This is a genomic window from Microvirga puerhi (genome assembly GCF_020089865.1).
GTDB lineage: Bacteria > Pseudomonadota > Alphaproteobacteria > Rhizobiales > Beijerinckiaceae > Microvirga > Microvirga puerhi.
Genome location: NZ_JAIRBM010000033.1, coordinates 1 through 23,672, shown reverse-complemented (window position 1 = coordinate 23,672; position 23,672 = coordinate 1). Strand labels below are relative to the sequence as shown.

27 protein-coding genes are annotated in these 23,672 nt (G+C 53.9%); 18 read left to right on the top strand and 9 right to left on the bottom strand.

Going from position 1 to position 23,672, the window contains the following annotated elements:
- From K9B37_RS24170 to K9B37_RS24155, 4 genes are all read left to right on the top strand, one after another.
- Positions 1-386, top strand: a 386-nt coding sequence (locus tag K9B37_RS24170; RefSeq protein ID WP_224316370.1) for a response regulator, incomplete at its 5' end; no start/stop codon positions are given.
- 16 nt (positions 387-402) lie between these two features.
- Entirely contained in the window at positions 403-1,098 is a 696-nt protein-coding gene (locus K9B37_RS24165) for a protein phosphatase CheZ (protein WP_224316368.1), read from the top strand.
- Positions 1,099-1,372: 274 nt separating this feature from the next.
- Positions 1,373-1,759: a response regulator gene (locus K9B37_RS24160; protein WP_224316366.1), complete on the top strand. Its 387-nt coding sequence runs from the start codon at positions 1,373-1,375 to the stop codon at positions 1,757-1,759.
- Between the two features lie 15 nt (positions 1,760-1,774).
- Positions 1,775-2,479 (top strand): protein phosphatase CheZ, encoded by a 705-nt coding sequence (locus tag K9B37_RS24155; protein ID WP_224316364.1) that lies wholly within the window; start codon positions 1,775-1,777, stop codon positions 2,477-2,479.
- Positions 2,480-2,599: 120 nt separating this feature from the next.
- Here K9B37_RS24155 and K9B37_RS24150 read toward each other — a convergent pair whose 3' ends face one another.
- From K9B37_RS24150 to motA, 7 genes are all read right to left on the bottom strand, one after another.
- Positions 2,600-3,070, bottom strand: a complete 471-nt coding sequence (locus tag K9B37_RS24150; RefSeq protein WP_224316362.1) for a BspJ family T4SS effector nucleomodulin — start codon at positions 3,068-3,070, stop codon at positions 2,600-2,602.
- On the bottom strand, positions 3,067-4,131 hold the full coding sequence (gene flhB / locus K9B37_RS24145; RefSeq protein ID WP_224316360.1) for a flagellar biosynthesis protein FlhB: 1,065 nt from the start codon (positions 4,129-4,131) through the stop codon (positions 3,067-3,069). The genes K9B37_RS24150 and flhB overlap by 4 nt, the downstream gene beginning before the upstream one ends.
- A gap of 14 nt (positions 4,132-4,145) precedes the next feature.
- Positions 4,146-5,180, bottom strand: coding sequence for a flagellar motor switch protein FliG (locus tag K9B37_RS24140; protein WP_224316358.1), 1,035 nt, complete (start codon positions 5,178-5,180; stop codon positions 4,146-4,148).
- Positions 5,181-5,195: 15 nt separating this feature from the next.
- Positions 5,196-5,573 (bottom strand): flagellar motor switch protein FliN, encoded by a 378-nt coding sequence (gene fliN / locus K9B37_RS24135; RefSeq protein WP_224316356.1) that lies wholly within the window; start codon positions 5,571-5,573, stop codon positions 5,196-5,198.
- A 121-nt stretch (positions 5,574-5,694) separates the two neighbouring features.
- A complete protein-coding gene (locus K9B37_RS24130; RefSeq protein WP_224316353.1) occupies positions 5,695-6,009 on the bottom strand; it encodes a hypothetical protein in 315 nt (104 codons plus the stop codon).
- Positions 5,990-6,919, bottom strand: coding sequence for a flagellar motor switch protein FliM (locus K9B37_RS24125; RefSeq protein ID WP_224316351.1), 930 nt, complete (start codon positions 6,917-6,919; stop codon positions 5,990-5,992). The genes K9B37_RS24130 and K9B37_RS24125 overlap by 20 nt, the downstream gene beginning before the upstream one ends.
- Before the next feature lie 2 nt (positions 6,920-6,921).
- A complete protein-coding gene (gene motA, locus K9B37_RS24120; RefSeq protein WP_224316349.1) occupies positions 6,922-7,809 on the bottom strand; it encodes a flagellar motor stator protein MotA in 888 nt (295 codons plus the stop codon).
- A gap of 330 nt (positions 7,810-8,139) precedes the next feature.
- On the opposite strand from motA, the gene flgF reads away from it, so the two are divergent.
- From flgF to K9B37_RS24050, 14 genes are all read left to right on the top strand, one after another.
- Positions 8,140-8,865 carry a flagellar basal-body rod protein FlgF gene (gene flgF, locus K9B37_RS24115; RefSeq protein WP_224316347.1) on the top strand — a complete coding sequence of 242 codons (726 nt, stop codon included), beginning with the start codon at positions 8,140-8,142 and terminating at the stop codon, positions 8,863-8,865.
- Between the two features lie 103 nt (positions 8,866-8,968).
- On the top strand, positions 8,969-10,291 hold the full coding sequence (gene fliI / locus K9B37_RS24110) for a flagellar protein export ATPase FliI (protein ID WP_224316345.1): 1,323 nt from the start codon (positions 8,969-8,971) through the stop codon (positions 10,289-10,291).
- A 117-nt stretch (positions 10,292-10,408) separates the two neighbouring features.
- The gene (locus K9B37_RS24105; RefSeq protein ID WP_224316344.1) at positions 10,409-11,686 is read left to right on the top strand and encodes a flagellar hook protein FlgE; all 1,278 of its coding nucleotides are present in this window, start codon (positions 10,409-10,411) and stop codon (positions 11,684-11,686) included.
- Positions 11,687-11,725: 39 nt separating this feature from the next.
- Positions 11,726-13,207, top strand: a complete 1,482-nt coding sequence (gene flgK, locus K9B37_RS24100) for a flagellar hook-associated protein FlgK (RefSeq protein ID WP_224316342.1) — start codon at positions 11,726-11,728, stop codon at positions 13,205-13,207.
- A gap of 4 nt (positions 13,208-13,211) precedes the next feature.
- On the top strand, positions 13,212-14,255 hold the full coding sequence (locus tag K9B37_RS24095) for a flagellar hook-associated family protein (protein ID WP_224316341.1): 1,044 nt from the start codon (positions 13,212-13,214) through the stop codon (positions 14,253-14,255).
- A gap of 16 nt (positions 14,256-14,271) precedes the next feature.
- Positions 14,272-14,619 carry a flagellar biosynthesis regulator FlaF gene (gene flaF, locus K9B37_RS24090; RefSeq protein WP_224316339.1) on the top strand — a complete coding sequence of 116 codons (348 nt, stop codon included), beginning with the start codon at positions 14,272-14,274 and terminating at the stop codon, positions 14,617-14,619.
- Positions 14,616-15,038, top strand: a complete 423-nt coding sequence (gene flbT, locus K9B37_RS24085; RefSeq protein WP_439651789.1) for a flagellar biosynthesis repressor FlbT — start codon at positions 14,616-14,618, stop codon at positions 15,036-15,038. The genes flaF and flbT overlap by 4 nt, the downstream gene beginning before the upstream one ends.
- Before the next feature lie 14 nt (positions 15,039-15,052).
- On the top strand, positions 15,053-15,466 hold the full coding sequence (gene flgD, locus K9B37_RS24080) for a flagellar hook assembly protein FlgD (RefSeq protein ID WP_224316335.1): 414 nt from the start codon (positions 15,053-15,055) through the stop codon (positions 15,464-15,466).
- Position 15,467: 1 nt separating this feature from the next.
- Positions 15,468-15,734: a flagellar biosynthesis protein FliQ gene (gene fliQ / locus K9B37_RS24075; protein ID WP_224316333.1), complete on the top strand. Its 267-nt coding sequence runs from the start codon at positions 15,468-15,470 to the stop codon at positions 15,732-15,734.
- A 131-nt stretch (positions 15,735-15,865) separates the two neighbouring features.
- Positions 15,866-17,947 (top strand): flagellar biosynthesis protein FlhA, encoded by a 2,082-nt coding sequence (gene flhA / locus K9B37_RS24070; protein ID WP_224316331.1) that lies wholly within the window; start codon positions 15,866-15,868, stop codon positions 17,945-17,947.
- Entirely contained in the window at positions 17,944-18,699 is a 756-nt protein-coding gene (gene fliR / locus K9B37_RS24065) for a flagellar biosynthesis protein FliR (protein WP_224316329.1), read from the top strand. Before flhA ends, fliR begins: the two co-directional genes overlap by 4 nt.
- A gap of 6 nt (positions 18,700-18,705) precedes the next feature.
- A complete protein-coding gene (locus K9B37_RS24060) occupies positions 18,706-19,104 on the top strand; it encodes a hypothetical protein (protein ID WP_224316327.1) in 399 nt (132 codons plus the stop codon).
- A gap of 50 nt (positions 19,105-19,154) precedes the next feature.
- Complete coding sequence (locus K9B37_RS24055) at positions 19,155-19,652, top strand: rod-binding protein (RefSeq protein WP_224316325.1); 498 nt, start codon at positions 19,155-19,157, stop codon at positions 19,650-19,652.
- A 399-nt stretch (positions 19,653-20,051) separates the two neighbouring features.
- On the top strand, positions 20,052-20,501 hold the full coding sequence (locus K9B37_RS24050; RefSeq protein WP_224316323.1) for a hypothetical protein: 450 nt from the start codon (positions 20,052-20,054) through the stop codon (positions 20,499-20,501).
- A gap of 77 nt (positions 20,502-20,578) precedes the next feature.
- Here the strand turns inward: K9B37_RS24050 and K9B37_RS24045 are convergent, their stop codons facing one another.
- Together K9B37_RS24045 and K9B37_RS24040 are read right to left on the bottom strand one after the other, a co-directional pair.
- Entirely contained in the window at positions 20,579-23,362 is a 2,784-nt protein-coding gene (locus K9B37_RS24045; protein ID WP_224316321.1) for a heparinase II/III domain-containing protein, read from the bottom strand.
- 161 nt (positions 23,363-23,523) lie between these two features.
- Positions 23,524-23,672: winged helix-turn-helix domain-containing protein (locus tag K9B37_RS24040; protein WP_224316375.1), on the bottom strand; the 149-nt coding region annotated here is incomplete at its 5' end.

The window sequence follows — 23,672 nt, the reverse complement described above, 5'->3', positions numbered from 1 at the left end:
TGAGTCTTGACTATTCTATTCCTGTTCTTGTTGTTGACGACTATCAGACGATGGTTCGCATCCTACGCAACCTTCTCAAACAAGTTGGGTTCAAGGATGTGGACGACGCCTCCGATGGAACGGCAGCGCTAGCCAAGTTGCGGGAGCGCAAGTACGGCTTGGTGATTTCCGACTGGAATATGGAGCCGATGACGGGCTACGAGTTGCTGCAGCAGGTGCGTGCAGACGAGCAACTCAAGGACCTTCCATTCATCATGGTGACGGCGGAAGCGAAGACGGAGAACGTCGTAGCCGCAAAGAAGGCTGGCGTGAATAACTATATCGTCAAGCCCTTCAACGCTCAGACCCTGCAGTCCAAGATCGCTGCCGTCCTCGGCGGAGAATAACATACGAGCGAAAGCCATGAGCACGTCGAAGGTTCATAGCATCGAAGTCGCCGCTTCTGACGCGCTGACCAACGTGCCCGAATTTCAGCGTCATACCGAGATTATGGAGGCCATTGCTCCCCTTCGGAAGCATGTCAAAGTGGGACAAGACGCCGATCAAATGAGTGAGGAGCGTCGCCATGACCTTCTTGAAATGCAACGACTCAAAGCCGAGCTACACGCCATTTCCGATGCTATTCAACGCACGAAGCAGGAAATTGCGACTCTGCACTATACGGGCGCACAGGGCCGGGAGATGGCCCGTGTAACCGATGAGCTTGGTGCCGTCGTCATTGGTACTGAAGGGGCAACTCACTCCATTCTTGAGGCGGCAGAATCGATCGACGAAATTGCTAGTATGCTTGCGTCGAGCCTCTCTGGTCACGAAAGTAGCATGGCGCATCGCATCAATGAAAAGATCGTTAGCATCTTTGAAGCTTGCAACTTTCAGGACATTACAGGTCAGCGGATCAGCAAGGTGGTCAGCGCCATGCGTTTTGTCGAAGAGCGTGTCGAACATATGATCCAGATCTGGGGTGGATTCGAAAGTTTCAAAGATGTCCCAAAGCCTCGAAGTGCTGATCGCGAAGGCGATAAGAGGCTTCTAAACGGGCCACCTTTGGATACGGAGAGCAGCACATCGCAGGCCGATATCGATGCGTTTTTTAAGTGACGACGGCTGGCTGTCCGCAAGTCGATGCTTTCATGACTGCGATTGGTCTGACGCGATATTCTCTCGCCTAAGGAACCTCAGTAATGAGGCGCTTACGAGACGGAAAGCGAAAGCGCAGAATCTCAAAGCGATCCTTCTAGAACGGGGCCCCCCCGTTCACTTGTCTTCTGTTAAAGCACTGTCGAGGCTACCCTCCGCGATTGTCTTGTCGCTCACCGTAGCCCAGCTTGCTTGGGAAGAAGTCCCACACACTCGACATTAAATAGGCACTGCCATGAGTCTTGACTATTCTATTCCTGTTCTTGTTGTTGACGACTATCAGACGATGGTTCGCATCCTACGCAACCTTCTCAAACAAGTTGGGTTCAAGGATGTGGACGACGCCTCCGATGGAACGGCAGCGCTAGCCAAGTTGCGGGAGCGCAAGTACGGCTTGGTGATTTCCGACTGGAATATGGAGCCGATGACGGGCTACGAGTTGCTGCAGCAGGTGCGTGCAGACGAGCAACTCAAGGACCTTCCATTCATCATGGTGACGGCGGAAGCGAAGACGGAGAACGTCGTAGCCGCAAAGAAGGCTGGCGTGAATAACTATATCGTCAAGCCCTTCAACGCTCAGACCCTGCAGTCCAAGATCGCTGCCGTCCTCGGCGGAGAATAACATACGAGCACTAGTATGACGCCACGGAAAAGCTATCGAATAGAAGCTCAGCACGCTGCCGATCAGCCGGACGAGGGATCTTCCTCTAAGCGCCATGCGGAAATCATGGAGGCGATCGGCGCGTTAAGAGACCTGCTAGAGCCTGCTCACAAAGTATCGAACACTTTGCTCGAAGAGCATCGTAGAGATATGCAAGAGGCACTTCGCCTTAAAGTCGAGCTGGACGCAATCTCCGAAGCTATACAGCGCACAAAGCAGGAAATTGCGACCCTTCATTACGCCGGCGTCCGTGGCCGGGAAATGTCACGCGCAACTGACGAGCTCGGTGCCATCGTGATGGGAACGGAGGCTGCCACGAATGCCATCCTAGCGGCATCTGAGAGGATCGACGAACTGGCCAGCAATCTCGCTGCTCGAGTATCAGGCGATGACAAAGAGATTGCGCGCGAGATCTCCGACCAGATCATAAGCATTTTTGAGGCTTGCAACTTTCAGGACATTACAGGTCAGCGGATCAGCAAGGTGGTCGGTGCCATGCGATTCGTGGATGAACGTGTACGGCAGATGATCGACATTTGGGGGGGGCTGGAGAGCTTCAAGGAGATCTCGGCTCTGGAGACACCGGAGCCTTCGGGTGATCGCTCTCTTCTCAATGGCCCTGCACTCGAATCAGATAGCGGCTGTACGTCTCAGAGCGATATTGACGCTCTCTTTGGATAAGAACCGGTGCGCTACGGCCGCAGAGGCGATCTGCTTCAAAAGCAGAACCAACGATAGTCACGTTGATACGATCACAATAGAAATATGAGACGAGATATATAGGAACTTAGACCTTTATGATCAGGTATGTGACGGCGGTGGGGGCTTCAGTCGTGAGTCAGCCAGGGCCAGTTCGAAAGAGTTGAGATCCTGATCGGGCTGCCCAGATTTGGTCCCCAATAGTATTTTTTGAATGGAAACGCCTACGTAAAATCCGTGTAGAACGAGCTTGAAGAAGACTGTCACGGAGGGGTGAACGAACTCCATATCAAGGATCACAGCGGGCGCTTTGCCCCATTCGAAATTGACGTTCGAAGCATGACCGTATGTCAATGTTCCCTCTTTGAAAAAGAGCTCCGTCGCAGAGTCGATCAGGTCGTTGAGGTTGCCGTGTTTGTTGTCAATGATATATGCTATAATGATACTGGCATCGATGAGGCAAAGGTCCGCCACGACATCTTTGATATTATGAGCGAGAACTTTCTCATAGGGCAGAAGCTCGGCCTCTGATGTGGATCGGCTCGCATGAAATTCTTTCTCGTGCGCGCTCACTTTGATCTCGTGAATATATAAAAGAGTATCTGGGCTACCGCGCGATAGAAGTCTGACGGAATCATACGATCTATTTCGACGTGATCGTACATAGATCTTACGAGAGCCTTATCCTCTACAACTGGAACCCCATGTCGCTCAGCGGTTTCGCGGATCTTTAGGGCAATCAGATCTTTACCTTTTGCCAGGACCAGAGGTGCACTGGTTTCCTGCCGATCATAGCGCAGGGCGATAGCATAATGCGTCGGGTTGGCAATGACTACCGTTGCTCTTGGCACAGCAGCCAACATTCTCTTCCGACTGCGATCCTGGGCCAGCGAGCGCAACCGAGCTTTGATGAGCGGATCGCCTTCGATCTGTTTGAACTCATCCTTGATTTCCTGACGAGACATGCGGAGATCGCGATGCCAACGAAAACGAGCCCATAACAAGTCCGCGGCAACGAGCACGATAGTCGCAATACTGACTGCCGAGACCAGTCGTATCGCCATCGTCAGGATCATTTCCGGAACTAAACTCGGATCACTGAACATGGCGTTCACGACCTTGTACTGCTCTGACTTTAGAAGCAAAACACAAACGATAGCAATTGTGAAAAATTTAAAAACAGATTTTAAAAATTCGACTAATCCCGATTTCCCAAAGATACGTGTCCATCCACTTGCGGGTGATATTCTGGACCATTGAGGGCGGATTCTTTCGTAGACGATTTGCGGCAGGTTCTGAAGAATTGACGATGCGATCCCGGTTACCGCCAGTATCGTAATTAAAGGTGTAAGAAAGCGGGCAACCTCCAGAGCTACAGCGCGAATGAGTTGCGTCGCGTCGCCTCCGTTTTGAAGTGAGAATCTGCGCGGATCATCAAGAAAAACGGCAAGTTTCGTGGCAAGATCAGCTGCATTTTGCCTCGTAACAAATACAAGAATAATCAGCATCGCGACAATTGAGGCAAAAATTGGGGCCTCTCGAGATACGGGAATATTTCCCTTTTCTATGGCATCGCGAATCTTTTTATCTGTCGCTGGTTCGGTTTTGCTTTCTTTATCCTCATTCTCGGCCATGTATTCTTGCCCTGTTAACGGAAATAAGTGTCGCCGTCATTCTCAGGGTTAAGTTCAATCTCGCCGCGTCCAGCCATCTCCAATGCCAGATCGGTAATGGCACGCCGTGCCTCTAGTACATCGCGTTGGGACGCGGGCTCCTTGCTGTTCAGTTCGTGCTCGACAATGCGGCGAACACGGGAGGCAAGAGAACTGAGTATCACATTTCTGAATGCGTCTTCCGTTCCTTTAAGAGCGAGCACGACTTTGTCGTTCGGGATCTGATCGAAGAGGGCGGTTCTTGCTCGCGGCGTAAGGCCGACGATGTCATCAAAGGTGAAAAGAAGTCCCTTGAGAATCTCGGCGGATTTCGGGCGTACTTCGCTGAGGCTTTGCAGGACATCCTCCATATGGTCGCGTTCCATCTTGTTGATGATATCGGCCATCTTGGCGTGGGTGTCCGCTCCCATGTTTCGGGAAAAATTGATCATGAAATCTTCATGGATCGTCTTTTCAATGTGTCGCATGGTTTCGTCGACGATGGGCTTGAATGTCAACATACGACGCATAAGGCTATTGCGAAGAGGAGTGGGAAGGTGACTCATAACCTTCGCCGCACATGTCGGCTTCACCTTTGAAAGGATCAGTGCAGCCGTCTGAGGGTGTTCTTTCATCAAATAGGTCGCAAGTACCGTCTCCGAAACGTTCGAAATCCGCTCCCAGATGGACCGATTGGAGTTTCCCAGAACGTCGGTCATCAGCTCGGCAATCTGCTCGGGAGGCAGAACGCCGCTAAGAAGCTTCTCTACCTCACTTGCTGTGCCGAATAGACTCAGTCCATTTGAGAACTGATTGGCAAAATCCTCGACAAGTGTCTCCAGCTGCAACGCCGTGATCGGGCCGAGTTCCGCGGCCGAACGAGTGATGAGTTTAATCTCTTCGGCGCTAAAGTGCTTTAGCAGGCGTCCGGCAGACGGCTTTCCCATTGCCAGAAGGAGAGTGGCAACGCGATCCACTCCCTGAAGCTGCCGGGAGCCAGGATTTGCTTTGACTGGAGAGAGCCCCGCCATCGGAGAAGGTCCGCCTTAGCTGTTGAAGTCAGAGCCGGATGGGCCGACGATCTCCGTCAACGAGACCCCAAAGCGAGAATTGTCGTCCTCGACAACGACAACCTCACCGCGCGCGATGACACGGCCATTTACGACGACGTCGACAGGCTCTCCAACACGGTGGTCTAGAGGAATAATGGCTCCGCGTCCAAGTTTCATGAGATTCGCGACAGGCATTGTTGCAGAGCCTAAAACAACTTGGATAAGGACTTGGATTCGAAGAATGGACTCAAGGTTCTTACCGCTCCCAACCCGGTCATCGCGGGATCCGTCCTCAAACGCAGAATCGGCTTTAGAAAAGAGGGCTTCGTTATGCCAGGTTCCTTCCTGGCTATCTCTTGACTTCTCCGACATGGGAAGTGCTCCTTAATTAAGAACGGTCAGTTAACTCAGTAGAAGATGCCGGAGGCGCGCGGCTTTACGGTTCCATTGCGGATCGTTCCGTCAGCTCAAGAACTGCTTTCGAATACCGCTCTCATGCCGCATCTACAGATTTCAACGCTACAGTGCCAAGGTCGCCTTCCTTCGTAGCGGTCCTTATATCGGAAAGAACGGTCCTTGCTTCGTCGATGCGCTCGCCTAGTGCAATAAGAGTACTTTTCCCATCGTGATTCAGGGCCTGTACAGCCGCGTTAACGGACACAAGAGCCGCGGCCGTCTGGTCGAGGATGCGTTTATACTCGACATGATAGGAGCTCAGGCGTCTGAGCTTGAGATACATGGCAGTTACGCAAACGCTCGTCACAACAAGAGCGATGAGGAGTATGATATTAACGAGAGAGAACATCATCGATGAACTCCTGCTCCTGATCAATGAAATCGTCGACACGCAACACATACGAGCCTTCGGCTTTGCCGACGTGGCACCAGAAGAGAGGCTCGTCGTTGCCCTCAAGCTTAATCCTGCTTCTTGGCGTCGCTTGTAGCTCGATAACCTGGCCGACTTTGAGATCTGCAATCTCGCCGAGGCTGAGATGACGCTCTTCGAGAACGGCCTTGAGAGAGACCTCCGTTTTCCTAACCTCACTTGCAATCTGCTTGGTCCAGCGTGGGTCGCGGGCGGATGAATCTCCTGTGAGAACTCTCGCCAGCGTCTGGCGCATAGGATTGAGGACGGATTGAGGGATGATTACAAACATCTCCCCGCCGCGATTCAGAGCTTGCAGAAGAAATTTTGCTACGACGGATTGATTGTTCCGTCGCCCGATGACCGCGAAGTCCATACGAGTTTCAAGGCGTTCGAACTTGAAGGGAGTGTCTGCAACTAGGGCAAATGATGCCTGAAGAGCCTTCCCAACCTGCTCGAAGATGGCTTGAGCGATGCGAAGTTCGATATTCGAGAAGCCCCGCTCCTCGTCGACCGGAGGTTCGGACCCGTCCGATCCAAGAAGCACCTCGACCATTGTAAAGACGAAGTCGCGGTCAAACCCCACGAGTACATGGCTGTCCCATTCTGGCGCATGGAATACGCCTGCGATGGCGTTTGCCTCATACATCTCAAGAACGTCGCCGATACGGCCGCTTTCGATGCTGCTCAAAGAGTAGTACATCGGAGAAGCAGCGAGATGCCTCAGATGGTCGGCGCAATGAGTTGCCATGCGATCGAAGATCACATGGAGCATCGGGAGGCGATCGAGTGACAACCCCGCGGCGTCTAGCAGGCGATCGCGGATGTCGTTTACGTTGTGGGAGGCGCTCATGTCTATGCTGCCTCCTTCTGGTCAGCCTCATTACGCGTTCCGCCAGAAATCGTCGCGGCCTCAACCTCGTCGATGGTGGGACGGTCGGCCGCCGAGATTGCCTTTCGACCGTGCTCAACAGCGATCTGTGGCAATGCTCCGTTCAATGAAGCGAGTAATGTCTGCTTGACGATAATATACACGCGGCACTGCTTTTCCCGTGTTGATTTGATCTTCTGGGCAAGCGGCGACAGGATTGCATAAGATAGGAAAATACCAGCAAACGTGCCGACAAGTGCAGCGCCAATCAGGCCGCCCAGAAGCGTGGGAGATTGATCGAGTGCTCCCATGGCTTTTACGATTCCAAGTACGGCAGCGACGATGCCAAGCGCGGGAAGGGCTTCGGCGACCGTTGTGATGGTCATGTAGGGTTTGAGCTTGTCGCGTCGGAGTGTCGCGATTTCCTCATCCATCAGGGCCTCGATCTCATGCGGACGGGCATTCCCAATGATAATAAGGCGAACATAATCGCAGATGAAGAGCGTCAGTTCGGGGTCCTTTTGAACATCCGGAAAGCTCTCGAAGATGCTCGAATTCTGAGGGTCGTCGATATGTGCTTCGACTTCGTTGCGAGGCTTGGACCTGAGTTCGCGCATGAGCGCATACAGCAGTCCCAGCAACGCCAAGTACTTTGGTCGCTTGGGCACTGTACCCAGGATCGCTTCTACCGATGCGCGTCCTGTATCCGTCACGACGGACATCGGATTGGCCACGATGTAGGTGCCTACTGCAATGCCTCCGATAATCACGAACTCCCATGGCTGCCAAATGACAGCCAGATGCCCGCCCATTGCAGCAAAGCCGCCGAACAGGGAACCGATAGCGATTAGCAAACCAATGGCGACGCCCAACGATCAAGCCTCAATAGTGCTCACATAGAGGCCCTGTTTAGGTCGAGAGGCTTGCGTGAGGCTTGAACGAGGTGCGAAAGGCTCAGACAAGCTAGGCATTCTAGCGTAGTAAATAGGATTCGTTCGCTATGCTGACGATCTGTGTGGCTTGTTGGTTAAACTAAAAAGTCTCCGGAATGTATGGTTGTCAGTACTTCTAAGCTGATGCCGAAAATATAGGCCAATCTTATATTCCCGACGCCTCTCGATCTGTTCGAGTGGAGTAATGTCGTTGTCCGGTGTGAGCATCGACACGAGCATGAGTCTTCAACGCATCAAGAACGGTATATAATGCAGTCGTCCTTATATGTTGCCTTGTCCGCTCAAGTCGCACTTGAAAAGAGACTAAATACTATTGCCAACAACGTGGCCAATATCAATACGGGCGGGTACCGAGCGGAAGAGGTCAAATTCGAGACTGTTCTCTCGCAAGCCGGAGTTGGCGATGTTGCATTCGCCTCATCAGGAGAGACCTATACATCTCGTCAATCAGGTCCAGTGGTCAAGACGGATAACCCTCTTGACGTTGCCGTTCAGGGCGACGCCTGGCTTGCTATGAACACTTCATCCGGCATCATCTACACAAAAGATGGTCGCATGAAGATGACAGAGACCGGCGAGCTTCAGACGATGGATGGTAACTCGGTTCTCGATCCAGGTGGTGCTCCAATCTTTCTGAATCCAGATGATGGTACGCCTAGCATCGGTCGTGATGGCATGATCCGACAGCGCAACAATCAAATCGGTGCGCTGGGCCTCTTTAGGATCGACAGTCAAAGTCAGTTGACCCGATTTGGTAGTTCCGGCGTAAAGTCGAGCATGCCGGTAACTGTCGTTCAGGACTTCACGTCGACCGGTGTGCAGCAAGGCTATGCTGAGGGGGCAAATGTGAATCCCGTCATGGAGATGACGAAGATGATCATGATCTCCCGAACGTTCGACAACGCGGCTGCTACTATCTCAGAAACCGAGTCGTCCCTCATGAATGCTATTCGGGCGCTTGGACCCAGCACCTGAGCAGTCCATGCTTGTCTCTCTCTTTTATATGCCAGCATGATGCATTCGGAGAGGTCGCTAAGTGTAGCGCTAAACTGTGGGGACGACGTGTGAGGCGGCCGTTATGAACGCACTAGAGCGCCTGGAAGAAGCTATTCTAGGCGGTAACCAATCGGTTCCGAAGGTCCGCATAGGGGGACCCGTTCGCGAGGTCACGCCAAGCTATTATCGGGTCGCGGGCGTGTCCTCGTTCGTTAAGCTCGGTGACCGCCTCGGCTTCGAGGGAAAAGACGTTGTTCAAGTCGGGGAGGTCGTTAGAATCGACGACGCCGGCGTCACGATCAAACCCTTTGAGGGTAAGATTGACGCAACTCTCGGCAGTTACGCGTATCGCTTGGGCGCGATGGGGCTCAATCCGCATCCGTCCTGGAAGGGACGCGTCATCAATGCTTTAGGAAACCCGATTGATGGACTCGGAAGCCTGCTTCCAGGCGACCGGAACATGCCTGTCGATGCCGAGCCTCCCGCGGCGATGACGCGGTCCCGAGTCAGTCGGCCGTTGAAGACAGGCGTGCGCGCCATCGACCTCTTTACGCCTATTTGCGCGGGACAGCGCATTGGTATCTTCGCGGGATCCGGCGTGGGAAAATCGACCCTCCTGTCGATGCTGGCACGATGCGAGGGCTTCGATACCATTGTGATCGCTCTTGTTGGCGAGCGTGGCAGAGAGGTTCGAGAATTTCTTGAAGGTCCTATTCTGGCAAACCGCTCTCGCGCTATCACGGTCGTATCAACGGGCGACGAAAGTCCAATGATGCGACGCCAGGCACCGAAGACCGCCTTATGCATTGCAGAATATTTTAGAGACCTCGGGGAGTCGGTGCTTCTGATCGTCGATTCTGTAACGAGATTCGCCCACGCGGCCCGCGATGTTGCTCTCGCCGCGGGAGAGCCGGCCGTTGCAAGAGGCTATACGCCAAGTGTCTTCAGCGACCTTCCCCGCCTGCTCGAGCGTGCGGGGCCAGGAGTCGAGGGCAAGGGGGCAATCTCTGGTGTCTTTTCTGTTCTGGTAGACGGGGACGATCATAATGATCCTGTCGCAGACAGCATCCGGGGGACCTTGGATGGGCATATCGTTCTGGATCGAGCAATTGCGGATCAGGGGCGCTATCCCGCAATCAACGTGCTTGGCTCCATTTCCAGGCTTGCTGAACACGTATGGTCTCCTGAACAGAAAGAGCTCGTTCGACGGCTACGGACGTTGATTGCGCGATTCGAGGATACCCGAGATCTGCGCCTCATGGGTGGCTATCAGCCGGGGAGTGACACGGAGCTCGATCAGGCCGTGTCTCTCGTCCCGAAGATCTATGAGGCCTTGCGGCAGGATCCCTCTTCGTCACCCAGCACCGATGCCTTCATGGAGTTGGCGCAGGTTCTCCGCCAATAAGTGTCCATGCGCGGCAGATTTCTCGCTAGTGCTAGGTATGGGGTTAGGCGAAGGGCAGCCTCACACAAGCCATTAGACGTTTACTAACATCACGACACTTCCTCTCTGGAGTCTAGCATGAGTCTCTACGGTGTTCTCCGTACCGGCGTTTCCGGCATGAATGCCCAGTCAAACAAGCTGGGAACAGTTGCCGAGAATATTCAGAACGCAAGCACGGCTGGCTATAAGCGCGCCTCGACGGAATTTTCGTCGCTCATTCTCTCCTCCGGCAGCGGTGCATACAATTCCGGTGCTGTTACAACCACCGTGCGCTACGCCATCAGTGATCAGGGGCCGATCTCCTATACGACGAGCGGAAGTGACCTCGCCATATCTGGGAACGGCTTCTTCGTTGTCTCGGACGCTGCTGGAACTCCGTACCTGACGCGGGCCGGCAATTTCGTCGTCGACGGGCCGACAGGCAATCTTTACAACGCTGCCGGCTTCAAGCTGATGGGGTACAATTTGGCAAACGGTGACCCTTCCGTTTCGCTCAATAGCCTCTCTGGCCTGGAGCCGGTCAATATTTCCTCGATGGCGATGCAGGCTCGTCCTTCTACGGCGGGAACATTCACAGGCAATCTTCCGTATGACACGGATCTTCCGGTTGTCCCTGCAGCCGATCGGCCAGGCACGGCGGCCGGCACGACGTATACCAAGAAATCGTCGCTGGTGACCTACGACAATCTTGGAAACCAGGTAAAGCTCGACATCTATATGACGAAAGTCGCTGATGCCGATCCTCTTGCGGTTCCGCCCACCAGCGGCCAATGGGAAATCGCTGTCTTCGATTCCGCGGCTACTCCGACTCTCCCAGGCACCCCTATTCCCGGTGGCACGGCTACGCTGACCTTCGATAATATGGGGCAGCTGACCGGACCGAGCTCTCTGGCGTTCGACATTCCCAACGGAAGCGCCGGCTTCACCCTCGATCTGAAGGGTATGACGCAGCTTGCCGGCAACTACGATGTCAAAGGAACGTCTGACGGCAATGCGCCCACGGCGGTGAAGGGAGCAGAGTTCGGATCGGATGGAACGGTCTTTGTCGTGTATGAAGACGGAACACGTATCCCGGCCTACAAGATTCCTCTGGCGGATGTTCCGAGCCCGGATAACCTGACGCCTCGGGCGGGCAACGTCTACGAGGCGAGCATCGACTCCGGAGGCATTCAGATCGGGTTTGCCGGTCAAGGAGGGCGAGGCTCCATTGCGGTCGGTGCACTGGAGCAATCCAACGTAGACATAGGAACCGAACTGACTGCGATGATCGAGGCGCAGACGGGATATACGGCGAATTCGAAGGTCTTCCAGACCGGCTCTGAGCTCCTCGATGTTCTCATGAATCTGAAGCGGTGATCGCATCGTTTCTCGGTGGGTGGTAAAGGGGTTCGTTAAATGGGTCTATCACTCGCGCTCAATACCGCGCGCTCGTCCATTCTTGCGTCATCGTCGCAAATGGCGGTCGTGTCACGGAACACGGCGGGAGCTTCGGATCCCACGTACTCTCGAAAGATTGCAACGCTTGTTACGGGCGGAGGCTCCGCGCGTGTCGTCGTCAATCGGGCGACGGACGCGGCACTCTTCTATAAGATGCTGGATACGACCTCCAGCACGGCAAAGCAGCAGGCGATCCTGGAGGGCATCACCAAGCTCAAGCAGACAGTCGGCGATTCGAGTCTGAATCAGTCGAGTGCTGCCCGAATTGGCGCTCTCAATGCCGCCCTGGAGCAGTATGCCAAGAAACCCGACGATCCGATCCTTGCACAGGCTGTCGTAACACGAGCAAATGAACTCGTGACGATGTTGAACACGGCGACAGCCACCATCCAGAAAACCCGGGAAGAAGCCGACACGGCGATTTCCGAGTCCGTGGCAAAGGTTAACGATCTTCTAGCGCAGTTCAAAGTGGCCAATGACACGGTCGTCAAGGGGACCGCCGCTGGAATCGATGTGAGCGACCAGCTTGATACCCGAGACCACATTCTCGCACAGCTTTCCGAGGAAATGGGGATCAGCGTCATCACCCGCGAGAATAATGACATGGCTATCTATACAGATAGCGGTGTTCCTCTTTTCGAGAAAGTGCCTCGCAAGGTTGAGTTCACTGCGACGCATACCTACAGTGCCGGAACTGTAGGGGCCGCCGTGATCATTGATGGCGTACCGGTCACTGGTGACGGACCTATGCCCCTCAATACCGGGCGGATCGTCGGCTTGGTACAAACCCGTGACCGGGACACTGTAACCTATCAGAAGCAGCTCGATGAGGTTGCCGAGGCACTTATCGCGTCCTTCGCCGAGCAGAGCAAAGTCGATCCGACGCTGTTCAAGGCAGGCCTCTTTGCGCAATCTGGAACGGCCGACATGCCGGCTGGGTGGGATGTCGCGGGGAGCCAGGCCGTGACGGGGCTCGCGGGCCTCATTACCACTAATCCTGCCATTGATCCGGCTAAGGGTGGAACGCTCGACTTTATTCGTGATGGCGGGGCCAATGGACTCGATTATGTTGAGAATCCAGGTACCCCGACCGGGACAAACGCTGCGTTCTCCGATCGATTGTACAAACTTGGTGACAACCTCAATATCGAACGGTCATTCAACTCGGCGCTTGGCCTCGGTGACACCGCCAGCTTGAAAGCCTTTGCGGCATCTTCTGCCAGTTGGCTCGAAGGAAATCGTCAAACGGCCTCCACGAATGTGGACTACCAGATGACCCTTTTGAGTCATGCATCAGAAGCCCTATCGAATGCAACCGGCGTCAACATGGATGACGAGACTGCACTCATGCTGCAACTCGAGAAGTCCTATTCGGCATCGGCAAAGCTCATCTCCGTTATTAACGAGATGCTCCAGACACTTCTGAACGCGGTGCGATAGGACTATGAAGACGACATTCATATCAACGATGAATCTCTGGAATTCGCCGCGAAACGCACTTGGCAAAATGCAGGCGGATCTTGCTAAGGCGAACCAAGAGATTGCGACTGGGCGATATGCCGACGTTGGTCTGGAACTTGGATATCACACTGGGCAGGGGATATCTCTTCGGCAGGAGCGCTCCGAGCTTGATGCGATCATCGATGGAAATGGAACTGTTTCTCTTCGTCTGAACGTGACGAAGACGTCCCTCGACAATATTCGCAGTACGGCAGAGACTTATCTTAACTCGATGCTCTCGCTGCCGCCTCTCGAGCGTGGTGCAGAGACCGTTCGGGACAGCGCCGCTCTCAATCTCAGAGCCCTGATCTCAGAGCTGAACAAGTCAAGCGGTGGGCAATATCTTTTTGCCGGTACGAACACGAAACAGAAACCGATCACTGAATATGTGAGTGGCTCGCCGTCGAAGATCGCTGTCGACAATGAGTTTCTGACTGCCTTCGGCATCTCGCAGGGTGATCCTGCCGTCTTCAATATCACTGCCGCCGATATGGAGACCTTTCTGAACGGTGCGGCATTCAACGATCTGTTCGATGGCGCCGGGTGGAGCGATTGGTCCTCGTCATCTAATCAGAACATCGAGAGTAAAATCTCGACAACGGAGAGGATCGCGACATCGACGAATGCGAACGAAGTGGCGATGCGCAAGCTTGCCAAGGCCTATACGATCGCGTCCGATCTTGGCATAGCCGGCATGCGGACGGAAACGCAGCAGGTTATCGTCGACAAAATCATCTCGATCCTCGGTGAGGCGACCAACGATATCGTTGATATCCAGGCCAAGCTTGGAGATGCAGAGAGCAGAGTGAAGAACGCGAACGATCGGATGGATATTCAGCGTAAGGTCATTGACGAGGGTATCGGGCGCCTCGAGGAAGTCGACCCCGCGGAGGCTAAGACTCGCGTAGATGCGCTGACCACTCAAATTCAAATGTCATACTCTCTTACGGCTCAGCTCCGGCAATTGAGTCTCCTCAACTATCTCTAGTACCAGCGGGTGAACGATGTATCGATTCTCATATGCCGAGATTCTGGAGGATGCGTCCGACGGATGTCGCGAGAGGGAGCGAATGGCATTTGATCGCGCCATCGAGCTCCTACGCATGGCTGGCCGCGACAACGCGAGCCCGCCTGAGCGCTCTGATGCAATTTCATTCGTACAGCGCCTTTGGACAGTTTTGATCGAGGACCTTATGAGTCCTGAGAATGGCCTCCCCGAGACGCTTCGTGCACAGCTCGTGTCGATTGGGCTCTGGATCATGAAAGAGGCCGATCTCGTTCTGAGAGGCGAGTCCAAGAACTTTAACGCCCTTATCGAAATCAACAGCATGATTCGTGATGGGCTCAAATGAGTAAGTCGATGCACCTCTCCCTGAAAGCAGGCGAGCGCATTTTCATCAATGGGGCCGTGCTGCGCGTTGATCGGAAAGTCTCGATAGAGCTGCTTAATGATGCGACATTCCTCCTTGAGAATCACGTTCTTCAAGTCGATGACGCAACTACTCCTTTGCGTCAGCTCTACTTCGTAGTTCAAGCAATCCTTGTAGATCCAAGCAGTGCAGACAAGGCACTCGCTGTCTTCAAGGATCTATACGCAGCGACGTTGGATACATTCTCCAACAAAGAGATCATGCTTGGTCTGCAAAATGTCGCCGAGATGGTTCATAGTAACCGCCCATTCGATGCTCTCAAGGTCATTCGTGGGTTGTTCGCCGTGGAAAGCACCGTGCTTTCGACCAATGTTTCCAATCCCCCGCATCAGGCGGCCTAGCTGGGAGATCACCAATGAACGTTGATAGTGTCATGATGGCCAATTCAACGAATTCGAACCAGCGATCATCCTCATCGAGCTCGAATTCGTCGGCAGCAAGCTTGAACTATAATACGTTTCTCAAGCTTCTGCTTGAGCAGATGCGAAATCAGGATCCAACTGCGCCGATGAAATCAACCGATTACATGGCACAGCTCGCGACGTTCTCACAGGTCGAGCAAACCATGATCGGTAACAATAAGCTCGACGCTCTGCTGTCCTCTTCTGCGCTATCGCAGGTAGATAGTGTCATTGGTCGTACTATCACGACGGCAGATGGATCGATTTCGGGCCAAGTGGCCTCTGTCCGCGTCACAAATGCGGGGGCGGTCGCTAAATTGTCTGGTGGAGAGGAAATCCTCATTGGGCCCGGGATTGTGATTAGCTGACATGAATGAAGTTGACGCTCTCGAATTGGTGCGTTCGGCTATCTGGACGATCATTATCGGAGCGGGGCCGGCGGTAGCGGCTGCGATGGTGGTCGGCATCAGCATCGCTCTTATTCAGGCGCTTACGCAGGTTCAGGAGGTGACTCTTACTTTTATTCCCAAAATCATCGCGATTCTCCTCGTTACCTTGCTCACGGGATCATTCATAGGCTCGCAGATTTTTGCGTTTACGGAGCAGGTATACGCGAGGATAGAGAAAGGGTTCTGAGGCGCTCCGGTGGTCCATTTTCACCGTCGAGCAATCCGCCGCTGTGCGCGAGAATAACCTCTTTAGGACACCCTCACACAAGCTTCATGGTCGAATTCTGTCACTTGTGATAGAAGATGGAATAGTGCCAGATGGCTGTCGGCGATGTAGCAATTCTTGAGCGTGCTAAAGGTAGAGATATTGCGTTTGCCGGCGGCATTGTCGCCATTCTGGCGATCCTGTTTCTTCCCATTCCAGCGGTCATAATCGATATAGGTCTGGCTCTTTCGATTGCGCTCTCCGTCCTGATTTTGATGGTTGCGCTCTGGATTCAGAAGCCTCTCGAGTTTTCCTCCTTCCCGACTGTTCTGCTCATAGCAACTTTGTTGCGCTTGTCCCTGGGTATCGCCACGACGCGGCTCATCCTCGCCAAAGGACACGAAGGTGTGTCCGCAGCAGGCCACGTCATCTATGGATTCTCTCAGTTCGTGATGAGCGGTGACTTTGTCATCGGCATCGTGGTCTTCATTATTCTTATCACCGTCAACTTCCTGGTGATCACCAAGGGTGCTACACGTATCGCCGAAGTGGGCGCGCGTTTCACTTTGGACGCCATCCCCGGCAAGCAGATGGCTATCGACGCGGATCTCTCGGCGGGTCTTATCGACGACAAGGAAGCACAGCGTCGTCGCCGCGAGCTCGAGGAGGAAAGCGCCTTCTTCGGCTCTATGGACGGCGCATCGAAGTTCGTTCGAGGCGAGGCCGTCGCGAGTTTGATCACGATTGCGGTCAACATCTTCGGCGGAATCATTATTGGTGTGACCCGTCATAAGATGGACCTGTCACACGCTGCGGATGTCTTCACGAAATTGTCGGTCGGTGACGGCTTGGTGGCACAGATTCCGGCTCTGGTGGTTTCGCTGGCGGCGGGCCTGCTCGTGTCAAAGGGCGGCACGCGCGGTACCGCAGAGCAGGCCGTTATGGGGCAGCTTGGGGCCTATCCCCGTGCTCTGGTCGTCGCGTCCGCCCTCATGTTTATCTTTGCGCTCGTGCCGGGCCTTCCTTTAATCCCGTTCATGGGGTTGGGCGGACTGATGGCATTTATCGCCTATACGATTCCGAAGCGTCTCGCAGAACAGCGAGCGGCAGAGCAGGCAAAGGCCGTAGCGGCGGAGGAGCAGACACGGGCCGAGTCCAAGGATTCCGTCAAAGACTCGCTAAAGACTGCGGAAATCGAGCTCTGTCTCGGGAAGCACTTGGCCGTTCAGCTCTTGAGCTCGCACGGAGAGTTGGCTCACCGTGTAAGCAAGATGCGACGTAAGTTTGCGCAGCAATATGGGTTCGTCGTTCCCGACATCAAACTGTCCGACAGCCTGGCGATCCCGCCTAAAACCTACCAGGTGAAGGTACATGGCACCGTTGTGGCGACACAGGAAACGCGCCCAGGTGAACTCCTCGTCGTGATTGGGGACGGACCGAGGCCGGACGTTCCAGGAGATGAAATTCGAGAGCCTGCTTTTGGCATGAAAGCGATGTGGATCTCCGATGCCTATGGTGGAGAGGTGAAACGGGGAGGTTTCAGCCCTGTCGACAGTAACTCTGTTCTGTTGACTCATCTTAGCGAGGTTATACGTAACAACCTTCCGCAACTTCTGTCCTATAAGGATATGAGAGCTCTGCTCGACCGGCTTGACCCTGAATACAAACGCCTGATTGATGATATCTGCCCTTCCCAGATCTCGTATTCGGGCTTGCAAGCCGTTCTGAAGTTGCTCTTGGCCGAGCGCGTGTCCATTCGCAACCTGCACCTCATCCTAGAGGCCATTGCCGAAGTCGCTCCGCATGCTCGCCGCTCGGAGCAGGTTGTCGAGCATGTCAGGATGCGTATTTCGCAGCAGATCTGTGGGGATCTTGCGGAGGGAGGTGCCTTGAATGTGCTTCGTCTCGGCAATCGGTGGGACCTCGTCTTCCATCAAAGTCTGAAGAGAGATGCAAAAGGGGACGTTGTCGAGTTCGATATCGATCCCCGGCTTGTCGAACAATTCGGCACGGAAGCGTCCGAGGCGATAAAGAAACGAATGAAGGAGGTCCATACCTTTGCGCTCGTGACCGCACCTGATGCTCGACCTTATGTGCGAATGATCATTGAGCGTTTGTTTGCAACGCTTCCTGTGTTGTCACATCTCGAAATTGCTCGAGGCGTTGAGATCAAGTCACTCGGAACGATTTCGTGACCGAGCTAACGCCGGAGAGTTTCCTTGCGATCTTTCTGATCTTTTGTCGCGTTGGAGGATGCTTGTTGGTTGTCCCGGGCTTTTCCAGCGCCCGTGTTCCGCCTCAGGTTCGCCTATTCATTGCTCTTGCTGTCAGCCTTGCAGTCGCTCCGCTATTAATTGAAAAGTTTCAGGGCAGACTGCAGGGCCAGTCGCCCGTAATCACATTGTGGTGGATCTTTTCGGAGAGTCTGACAGGTTTCTTTATCGGTTTTCTCGGGCGTATTTTCTTCATGGCCCTGCAGACCCTGGTGACCGCCATGGCTACCGGAATTGGCTTCGGCAGCATCCCTGGAACGCAGATTGATGACAGTGAGTCCATTCCCGCCATCGGGTCATTGATCATGATGGTGGCGACCGCGCTCGTATTCATGGCGGATCTCCACTGGGAGCTCTTCCGCGGATTGATTGCCTCGTATTCGAGATTGCCGCCGGGCGAGACATTCGGAGCGCAACTTGCTCTGGTCCAGATTACAGATCAAATATCGGCAACGTTTCTGGTCGCCTTACGTATCAGCAGTCCCTTCATCATCTATTCCGTCATCGTTAATTTGGCTGTGGGTCTTGCGAATAAATTGACGCCAACGATTCCAGTCTACTTCCTTGCTACACCGTTCGTTCTGCTCGGTGGAATGCTGCTGTTCTACATTCTCTTTAAGGAATACATGCTTCTCTTCATGGCCGAGTTCGTAACATGGCTTACTCGTGGATGATCTAATATGCAGAAACGGCTTCAAAAAACAAAGCGACTCTTGAAGCTCCAGCAAAAACTTCATGAGATCGAGAAGTGGAAGTTGGCGGGGCTGCAACAGAGAATCATCGAAGTGCAGGATGCCCAGGCTACACTCATCACAACTCTAAACGACGATGATGCCCTCCATGGGTTGTTCGTAGAGGCGCGAGCCAAACGACTTCAATCACTCTCGGTGGAGGAGGTCCGCATTAAGCAAGCTCAGGAACAGCAGAGTAAAGTCGCCCTTGATAAAGCCATGAAGGTCAAAAGGACCGAACGCCTCGTTGACCGGCTCAACGTTGAACACCGACGCCACGACGAGAAGAAGGACTATTTGAGTCTCCTCGATGTACTGGCATCGAAGACGGATGCAAGCCTCCCGTAAGCTAAGAACCTTATGGAATAGGGGATTAAGAGGCATGCCGAGAGGACTTCATGGGCATTTCCCCACCCTCCGACATTATTCAAGACGTCGCGCGAGCTGCGGACCCCATGAAGCTTCAGGCGGCAAGTCGGAAGTTGATGGAGCTCTCCAATGGCGTGGAGGGGCCTGAGTTCGCAGAGACGTTTAGGTCGTTGCAGAATGTTGGGTCGTCCTTCATCCGGGATCCTGTGACGGCTCAGGTGATGTCGAGGAATCATGCGACACTCGCGAGTTCCGGCAAGGCAGGTTCTGCGTACCAGCAATTCGAAGCCTTCGTGCTCCAAAGCTTCATCGAATCAATGCTGCCAAAAGACGCCAGTGCGACCTTTGGCAAGGGAACTGCGGGGAGCGTGTGGCGGTCGATGATGGCGGAGCAGATCGGAAGTCAGATCGCGAAGGCGGGCGGCATCGGCATCGCGTCGCGACTTCTGGCTGGTCGAGCTACGGACAAAGGCACGGAGTCCTTGATGCCGGGAGCTGTACAAGTTCCTAAAGAGGATGAAATCTGAGGGCTATGCCGGTCAGGCAACCTGGTTATTTTCTGATTATGAGGATTGAGGATGCTTACCAATTCCATTGACCGTCTTGAAGAAACGATCGATGCAGAGACTGCTGCTCTTCTTGCATATGCTCCCATCGATCACCAAGAGTTCAATCGTCGGAAGAGTCAAAGCCTTCTTGAGCTGACTCGTTTGGTTCGAACCCTTCAGAATGAACCTGTGAAGCCCGAGTTGATAAGTCGCCTTCAATCGTTGAAAGCGAAGCTCGATCATAATCACGCGGTTCTTGAGATGAACCTGCGTGCCGTCCAGGAGGTTGCCGACATAATCTCCGGAGCCATTCAAAGCTCCGAATCGGATGGGACCTACTCGGTTGGTCCCTACGCTATGTCGAGCGAGTAAACCATCATGGCACGTATCCTAGTCACCGGCTTCTGGATATGCGCGATTACGCTGCTCTCCTCCTATGGCGCGGTGTATTGGGGTACCGGCCTCAAGAACGTCAAGAAAGACGAATATCTTGAAGGTCTTGAATACAAGAAGGTTCGCGCCATCAACATTCCGATGATCGCTGAAGGAGCGGTTCAGGGTTACGTGATTGCCAATCTCGTTTTTACGGCTGACGCGAAGACGCTTCGGACGATCTCCGTACCGGTTGATACGTTCGTGATCGATGAGACATTTCGGCAGGTGTATTCTGACGATAAGCTCGATTTCAGACGGCTTTCCCGATACGATATTCCAAATCTTCTGGCGAACATAAAACGCAGAGTTAACGAGCGGATGGGTGCAGATATCATCAAGGACATCCTTGTTGAGAACTTTAATTTCGTGAACAAGAGTGACATTCGTTCGTAAGGTCGAGCTGCACTGGCTTTACGAAAGTACGTCGATCAGGTCACTCTAGTAAGACAAGAGATGCGGGTCGGTGAGCGTTACGACGAGTGTAAGAGTTCTGAAATGGCAGGAGTCTGAAGGGCGTCCCGCAGTGTTCGGTAACTTGTCTCGTCCAATGCGATAACCACGCCGCCGCAGACATTTCGGCCGCCTGAGAATTCATAGCGAAGAACATTCGTGGACTGACGAAGGCCTTGTTCTCGCAGTATAAATCCCTGCATGGGCGGAGTGCGTCGACCATGAATGAGCTCGAGGCCGGACGCTTGCCCTGCGACAGCGTGTGGCACAATGCGCAGTCGATGTCGCGCTTGGAAGCCGATGGCCAGCTGTGGGCTTGCAATGGCAGCCATGACTTCGGGCTCGAAGTGGAGGTAGCCTTCAAAGGAATTCTGCTCTCCGGGCGCCTCGAAACGATCGATAATGGCGATCGCTCCAAGCCTGTCTGGAACGAGAAATATGCGCCGGTGCAAAATGCCAGGGCCGTGGACGTTGCTGCCGATTTCGAGAACCTGAACCCCATTGATTTGAGTTCGGGTGCTTAGCCAGGCCGTTCCAGCAGTTGGCGTCCGTCCATTGAGATAGGCAACGTTATGCGCTCTTGAGGAGCGTACGTAATCCGAAGTCGAACGGTCCTCACTTGTCGCCATTCCACCAGTATCGGCAATCCATCTCCTGCCTGCACTCGCGAAGACGAAGGACGTCGCCTCTTGATGCTCTTGGAATGCATTCTGTTCGGACAGCGTGGTGCAGAAGTATCCCCAGGGTTCGCCTTGTCGATAATAGCGGCTAGCAACGAGGCCTGACCTTGGAAATTCCAGAACTCTGTGGCCCTGCGGATAGGCGAGCTCGCTGCGAATGCTCTTGTCCTTGGACCAGGCTTTGCCGTACCCCGAGATCAGCTTGCGGATCCACGACGCGTGGCGCAGTGTGACGGGCGACTCGCCGAATGCCGGTAACAGTCCTCCAGGATCGGTCAGAGCGATCAGCTCGAGGATGGCTTCCCTAAGGCGGGGCATCAGATGTTGTTTGAGAGCGAGAGCCTGAGGCTCGTTCTTTATGCCTTCGCTCAGGATCAGACCCAAAGATACGATCTCGAGGCGATTGTGGAACGATTGTTCGATGAACTCACCACCTGGGCCGATCAGATCATCGAATCCTTCGCGGAATTTCGCGATGGCGAGAGAGCGCCAATAAGGCACGAGTGGAAAATTTCCGAGTGCGGTTGCGAGCGTAAAAAGCGCGCTGGCCGCATGAAGCTGACTGATTGTACGAAAAAACGTGCTCTGCCCTACCATTTCAGCGAGAGCGAAGCCGTGCCTTATGACTTCGCCAAAAAGAGCCGTGCGTTGTTGCGGCTCTACTCTCGCTTCAGGACGTATGGCGTGGGCGAGCAGATTGAGCAGTGCTTCCGTTCGTTGCGCCGTAACCGTGGGATGAAATCCAAGTTCATCCTGTGGGCTTCCGATCGGGTTCGCGCGGGCCCAGGCCAAGGCCAGCCCGATTGCCCGCTTCAGGGCCTCGGGATCTGCAAGCTCTGCGAGTTCGATGAGCCACGAAAGGGCATGATAGCGCATTCGCCATGCAGGTGAGCGAAATGGATCTTCGTTCCATGTGAATGTTTCTGGAATAGACCATCCTGGAAAAGATCCCAGATGTAGCTCTTCGGTCGCCAGCCTGTCTTTAGCCCGCTGTTGGAGATCTCGAATCCGACCAAGAGAGCCAGGAACGGAACTAGGAGCGTCGTGCTTGAACCAGGTATCAAGCAGTTGAGACGTCGTACCGGTCTTCGATGCGACGCTGATCTTCAATCGTTCGAGAACGCGATCGATGAAATCCGGAGAGCCCAACTCCGCATGTACTTCTATGTTCTCGAGAAGGAGATCATATCCCAGCGAGATTTCTAGCGGCATCGCCAACTCCATCCGCGAGGCGTCGCGCCAAGAGCAAAAGCCGAGATCGACAGTCTTTGCTCCGGAAGGAGGAGAGAGTTCAAGGGTAAATCGCCGGGCGCGTGTATGGGTGGGAACGCCAATAAAGGCGCCGATTCCCGGTGCCATCGTCATCTCAGGATAGGGAGGCGGAATATCCTGACCATCTTCGCCACGGAACAAGACGCGAGCTAGCGCGCCATCGTGAGTATCGTCTTCTGTAACGATTTGTCCTCGAACGAAAAGACTATGTTCTGGAACGAGATCACAGCTGAACCAGTACGGCTCCGGCGATAGGATCTGCCAGCTGCGCCGAGCGTCTGGAGTGGCGTTCTGCTCCTCTCTTGAGGGCGCGAGCAACATCTCCGAAACGATAGCATCAGCACCGGGCTGGACGAATTGTGTCAGTGATGGATTCTTGATCGTGAATGGATGGGAGTTGTGACTGCTGCGGATCGTGATCTGAACCTGCTTGGCAGGAGCGGGAACGAGAAAGTTGCAGGAAATACTTCTTGTACGTCCGAACGGGGTGGCGTTCCCGTCAGTCCTTGATACGTTCAAGCGGTGAACGAAAGGATCTATTTGGGCCCTCGCAAGCCCAGGCACATATGCAAAGTCTATGCTTGAGCCATCTTCCATTTGGAAGTCGACACCGACAATGGCGATGTCGTTCAACTCCTTTGCTCTCTCCTCTGCATGAGGTTCGATCTCAAAGCCAAGTTCACACCAGACGTCCTGAGAGACGTTCTGAAATTTTAGAATGACGCGAGACCACCGATTTTTCGTGGCAACGATATGTTGACCTTCAGTCGGCCCAGGTTCCGAGTCTCCCGCGTGCTGGACTGAGGTCGGTAGAATCTGTCTGACGCCCAACATAGAAGCGGAAAACTCCAAAACTGAAGAGTTCTGCGCTGAGCCGCAGAAGCGAAGGGCTACTCATAATCGGCAAATGGATTCTGGGCTATGTCCATTTCGATCTGTCGTAGAAGACGCTCGCACACCTTAAGGCGTTTCCAAGAGCGAATTGCAATCGCTCAAGATAGGGGGGGGCGAAATCACCCGACGAATGTATATCCAATATAACGTTTGGCTTCGATGGGATCGTGTCCGAGGCTGGCGCGGAGCTTCTTGCGCAGCTTGCTGACATGGCCCTCGATGACGCTTTCCTCGACATCGTTGGAATAGATGCCGTAGATGGCATTGA

Excerpts from the sequence above, each read along its gene's own strand:
- K9B37_RS24165 (WP_224316368.1), top strand. The coding sequence starts at position 403 with ATGAGCACGTCGAAGGTTCATAGCATCGAAGTCGCCGCTTCTGACGCG.
- K9B37_RS24160 (WP_224316366.1), top strand. The coding sequence starts at position 1,373 with ATGAGTCTTGACTATTCTATTCCTGTTCTTGTTGTTGACGACTATCAG.
- K9B37_RS24155 (WP_224316364.1), top strand. The coding sequence starts at position 1,775 with ATGACGCCACGGAAAAGCTATCGAATAGAAGCTCAGCACGCTGCCGAT.
- flhB (WP_224316360.1), bottom strand. The coding sequence starts at position 4,131 with ATGGCCGAGAATGAGGATAAAGAAAGCAAAACCGAACCAGCGACAGAT.
- K9B37_RS24140 (WP_224316358.1), bottom strand. The coding sequence starts at position 5,180 with ATGGCGGGGCTCTCTCCAGTCAAAGCAAATCCTGGCTCCCGGCAGCTT.
- fliN (WP_224316356.1), bottom strand. The coding sequence starts at position 5,573 with ATGTCGGAGAAGTCAAGAGATAGCCAGGAAGGAACCTGGCATAACGAA.
- K9B37_RS24130 (WP_224316353.1), bottom strand. The coding sequence starts at position 6,009 with ATGATGTTCTCTCTCGTTAATATCATACTCCTCATCGCTCTTGTTGTG.
- K9B37_RS24125 (WP_224316351.1), bottom strand. The coding sequence starts at position 6,919 with ATGAGCGCCTCCCACAACGTAAACGACATCCGCGATCGCCTGCTAGAC.
- flgF (WP_224316347.1), top strand. The coding sequence starts at position 8,140 with ATGCAGTCGTCCTTATATGTTGCCTTGTCCGCTCAAGTCGCACTTGAA.
- fliI (WP_224316345.1), top strand. The coding sequence starts at position 8,969 with ATGAACGCACTAGAGCGCCTGGAAGAAGCTATTCTAGGCGGTAACCAA.
- K9B37_RS24105 (WP_224316344.1), top strand. The coding sequence starts at position 10,409 with ATGAGTCTCTACGGTGTTCTCCGTACCGGCGTTTCCGGCATGAATGCC.
- flgK (WP_224316342.1), top strand. The coding sequence starts at position 11,726 with ATGGGTCTATCACTCGCGCTCAATACCGCGCGCTCGTCCATTCTTGCG.
- K9B37_RS24095 (WP_224316341.1), top strand. The coding sequence starts at position 13,212 with ATGAAGACGACATTCATATCAACGATGAATCTCTGGAATTCGCCGCGA.
- flaF (WP_224316339.1), top strand. The coding sequence starts at position 14,272 with ATGTATCGATTCTCATATGCCGAGATTCTGGAGGATGCGTCCGACGGA.
- flbT (WP_439651789.1), top strand. The coding sequence starts at position 14,616 with ATGAGTAAGTCGATGCACCTCTCCCTGAAAGCAGGCGAGCGCATTTTC.
- flgD (WP_224316335.1), top strand. The coding sequence starts at position 15,053 with ATGAACGTTGATAGTGTCATGATGGCCAATTCAACGAATTCGAACCAG.
- fliQ (WP_224316333.1), top strand. The coding sequence starts at position 15,468 with ATGAATGAAGTTGACGCTCTCGAATTGGTGCGTTCGGCTATCTGGACG.
- flhA (WP_224316331.1), top strand. The coding sequence starts at position 15,866 with ATGGCTGTCGGCGATGTAGCAATTCTTGAGCGTGCTAAAGGTAGAGAT.
- K9B37_RS24060 (WP_224316327.1), top strand. The coding sequence starts at position 18,706 with ATGCAGAAACGGCTTCAAAAAACAAAGCGACTCTTGAAGCTCCAGCAA.
- K9B37_RS24055 (WP_224316325.1), top strand. The coding sequence starts at position 19,155 with ATGGGCATTTCCCCACCCTCCGACATTATTCAAGACGTCGCGCGAGCT.
- K9B37_RS24050 (WP_224316323.1), top strand. The coding sequence starts at position 20,052 with ATGGCACGTATCCTAGTCACCGGCTTCTGGATATGCGCGATTACGCTG.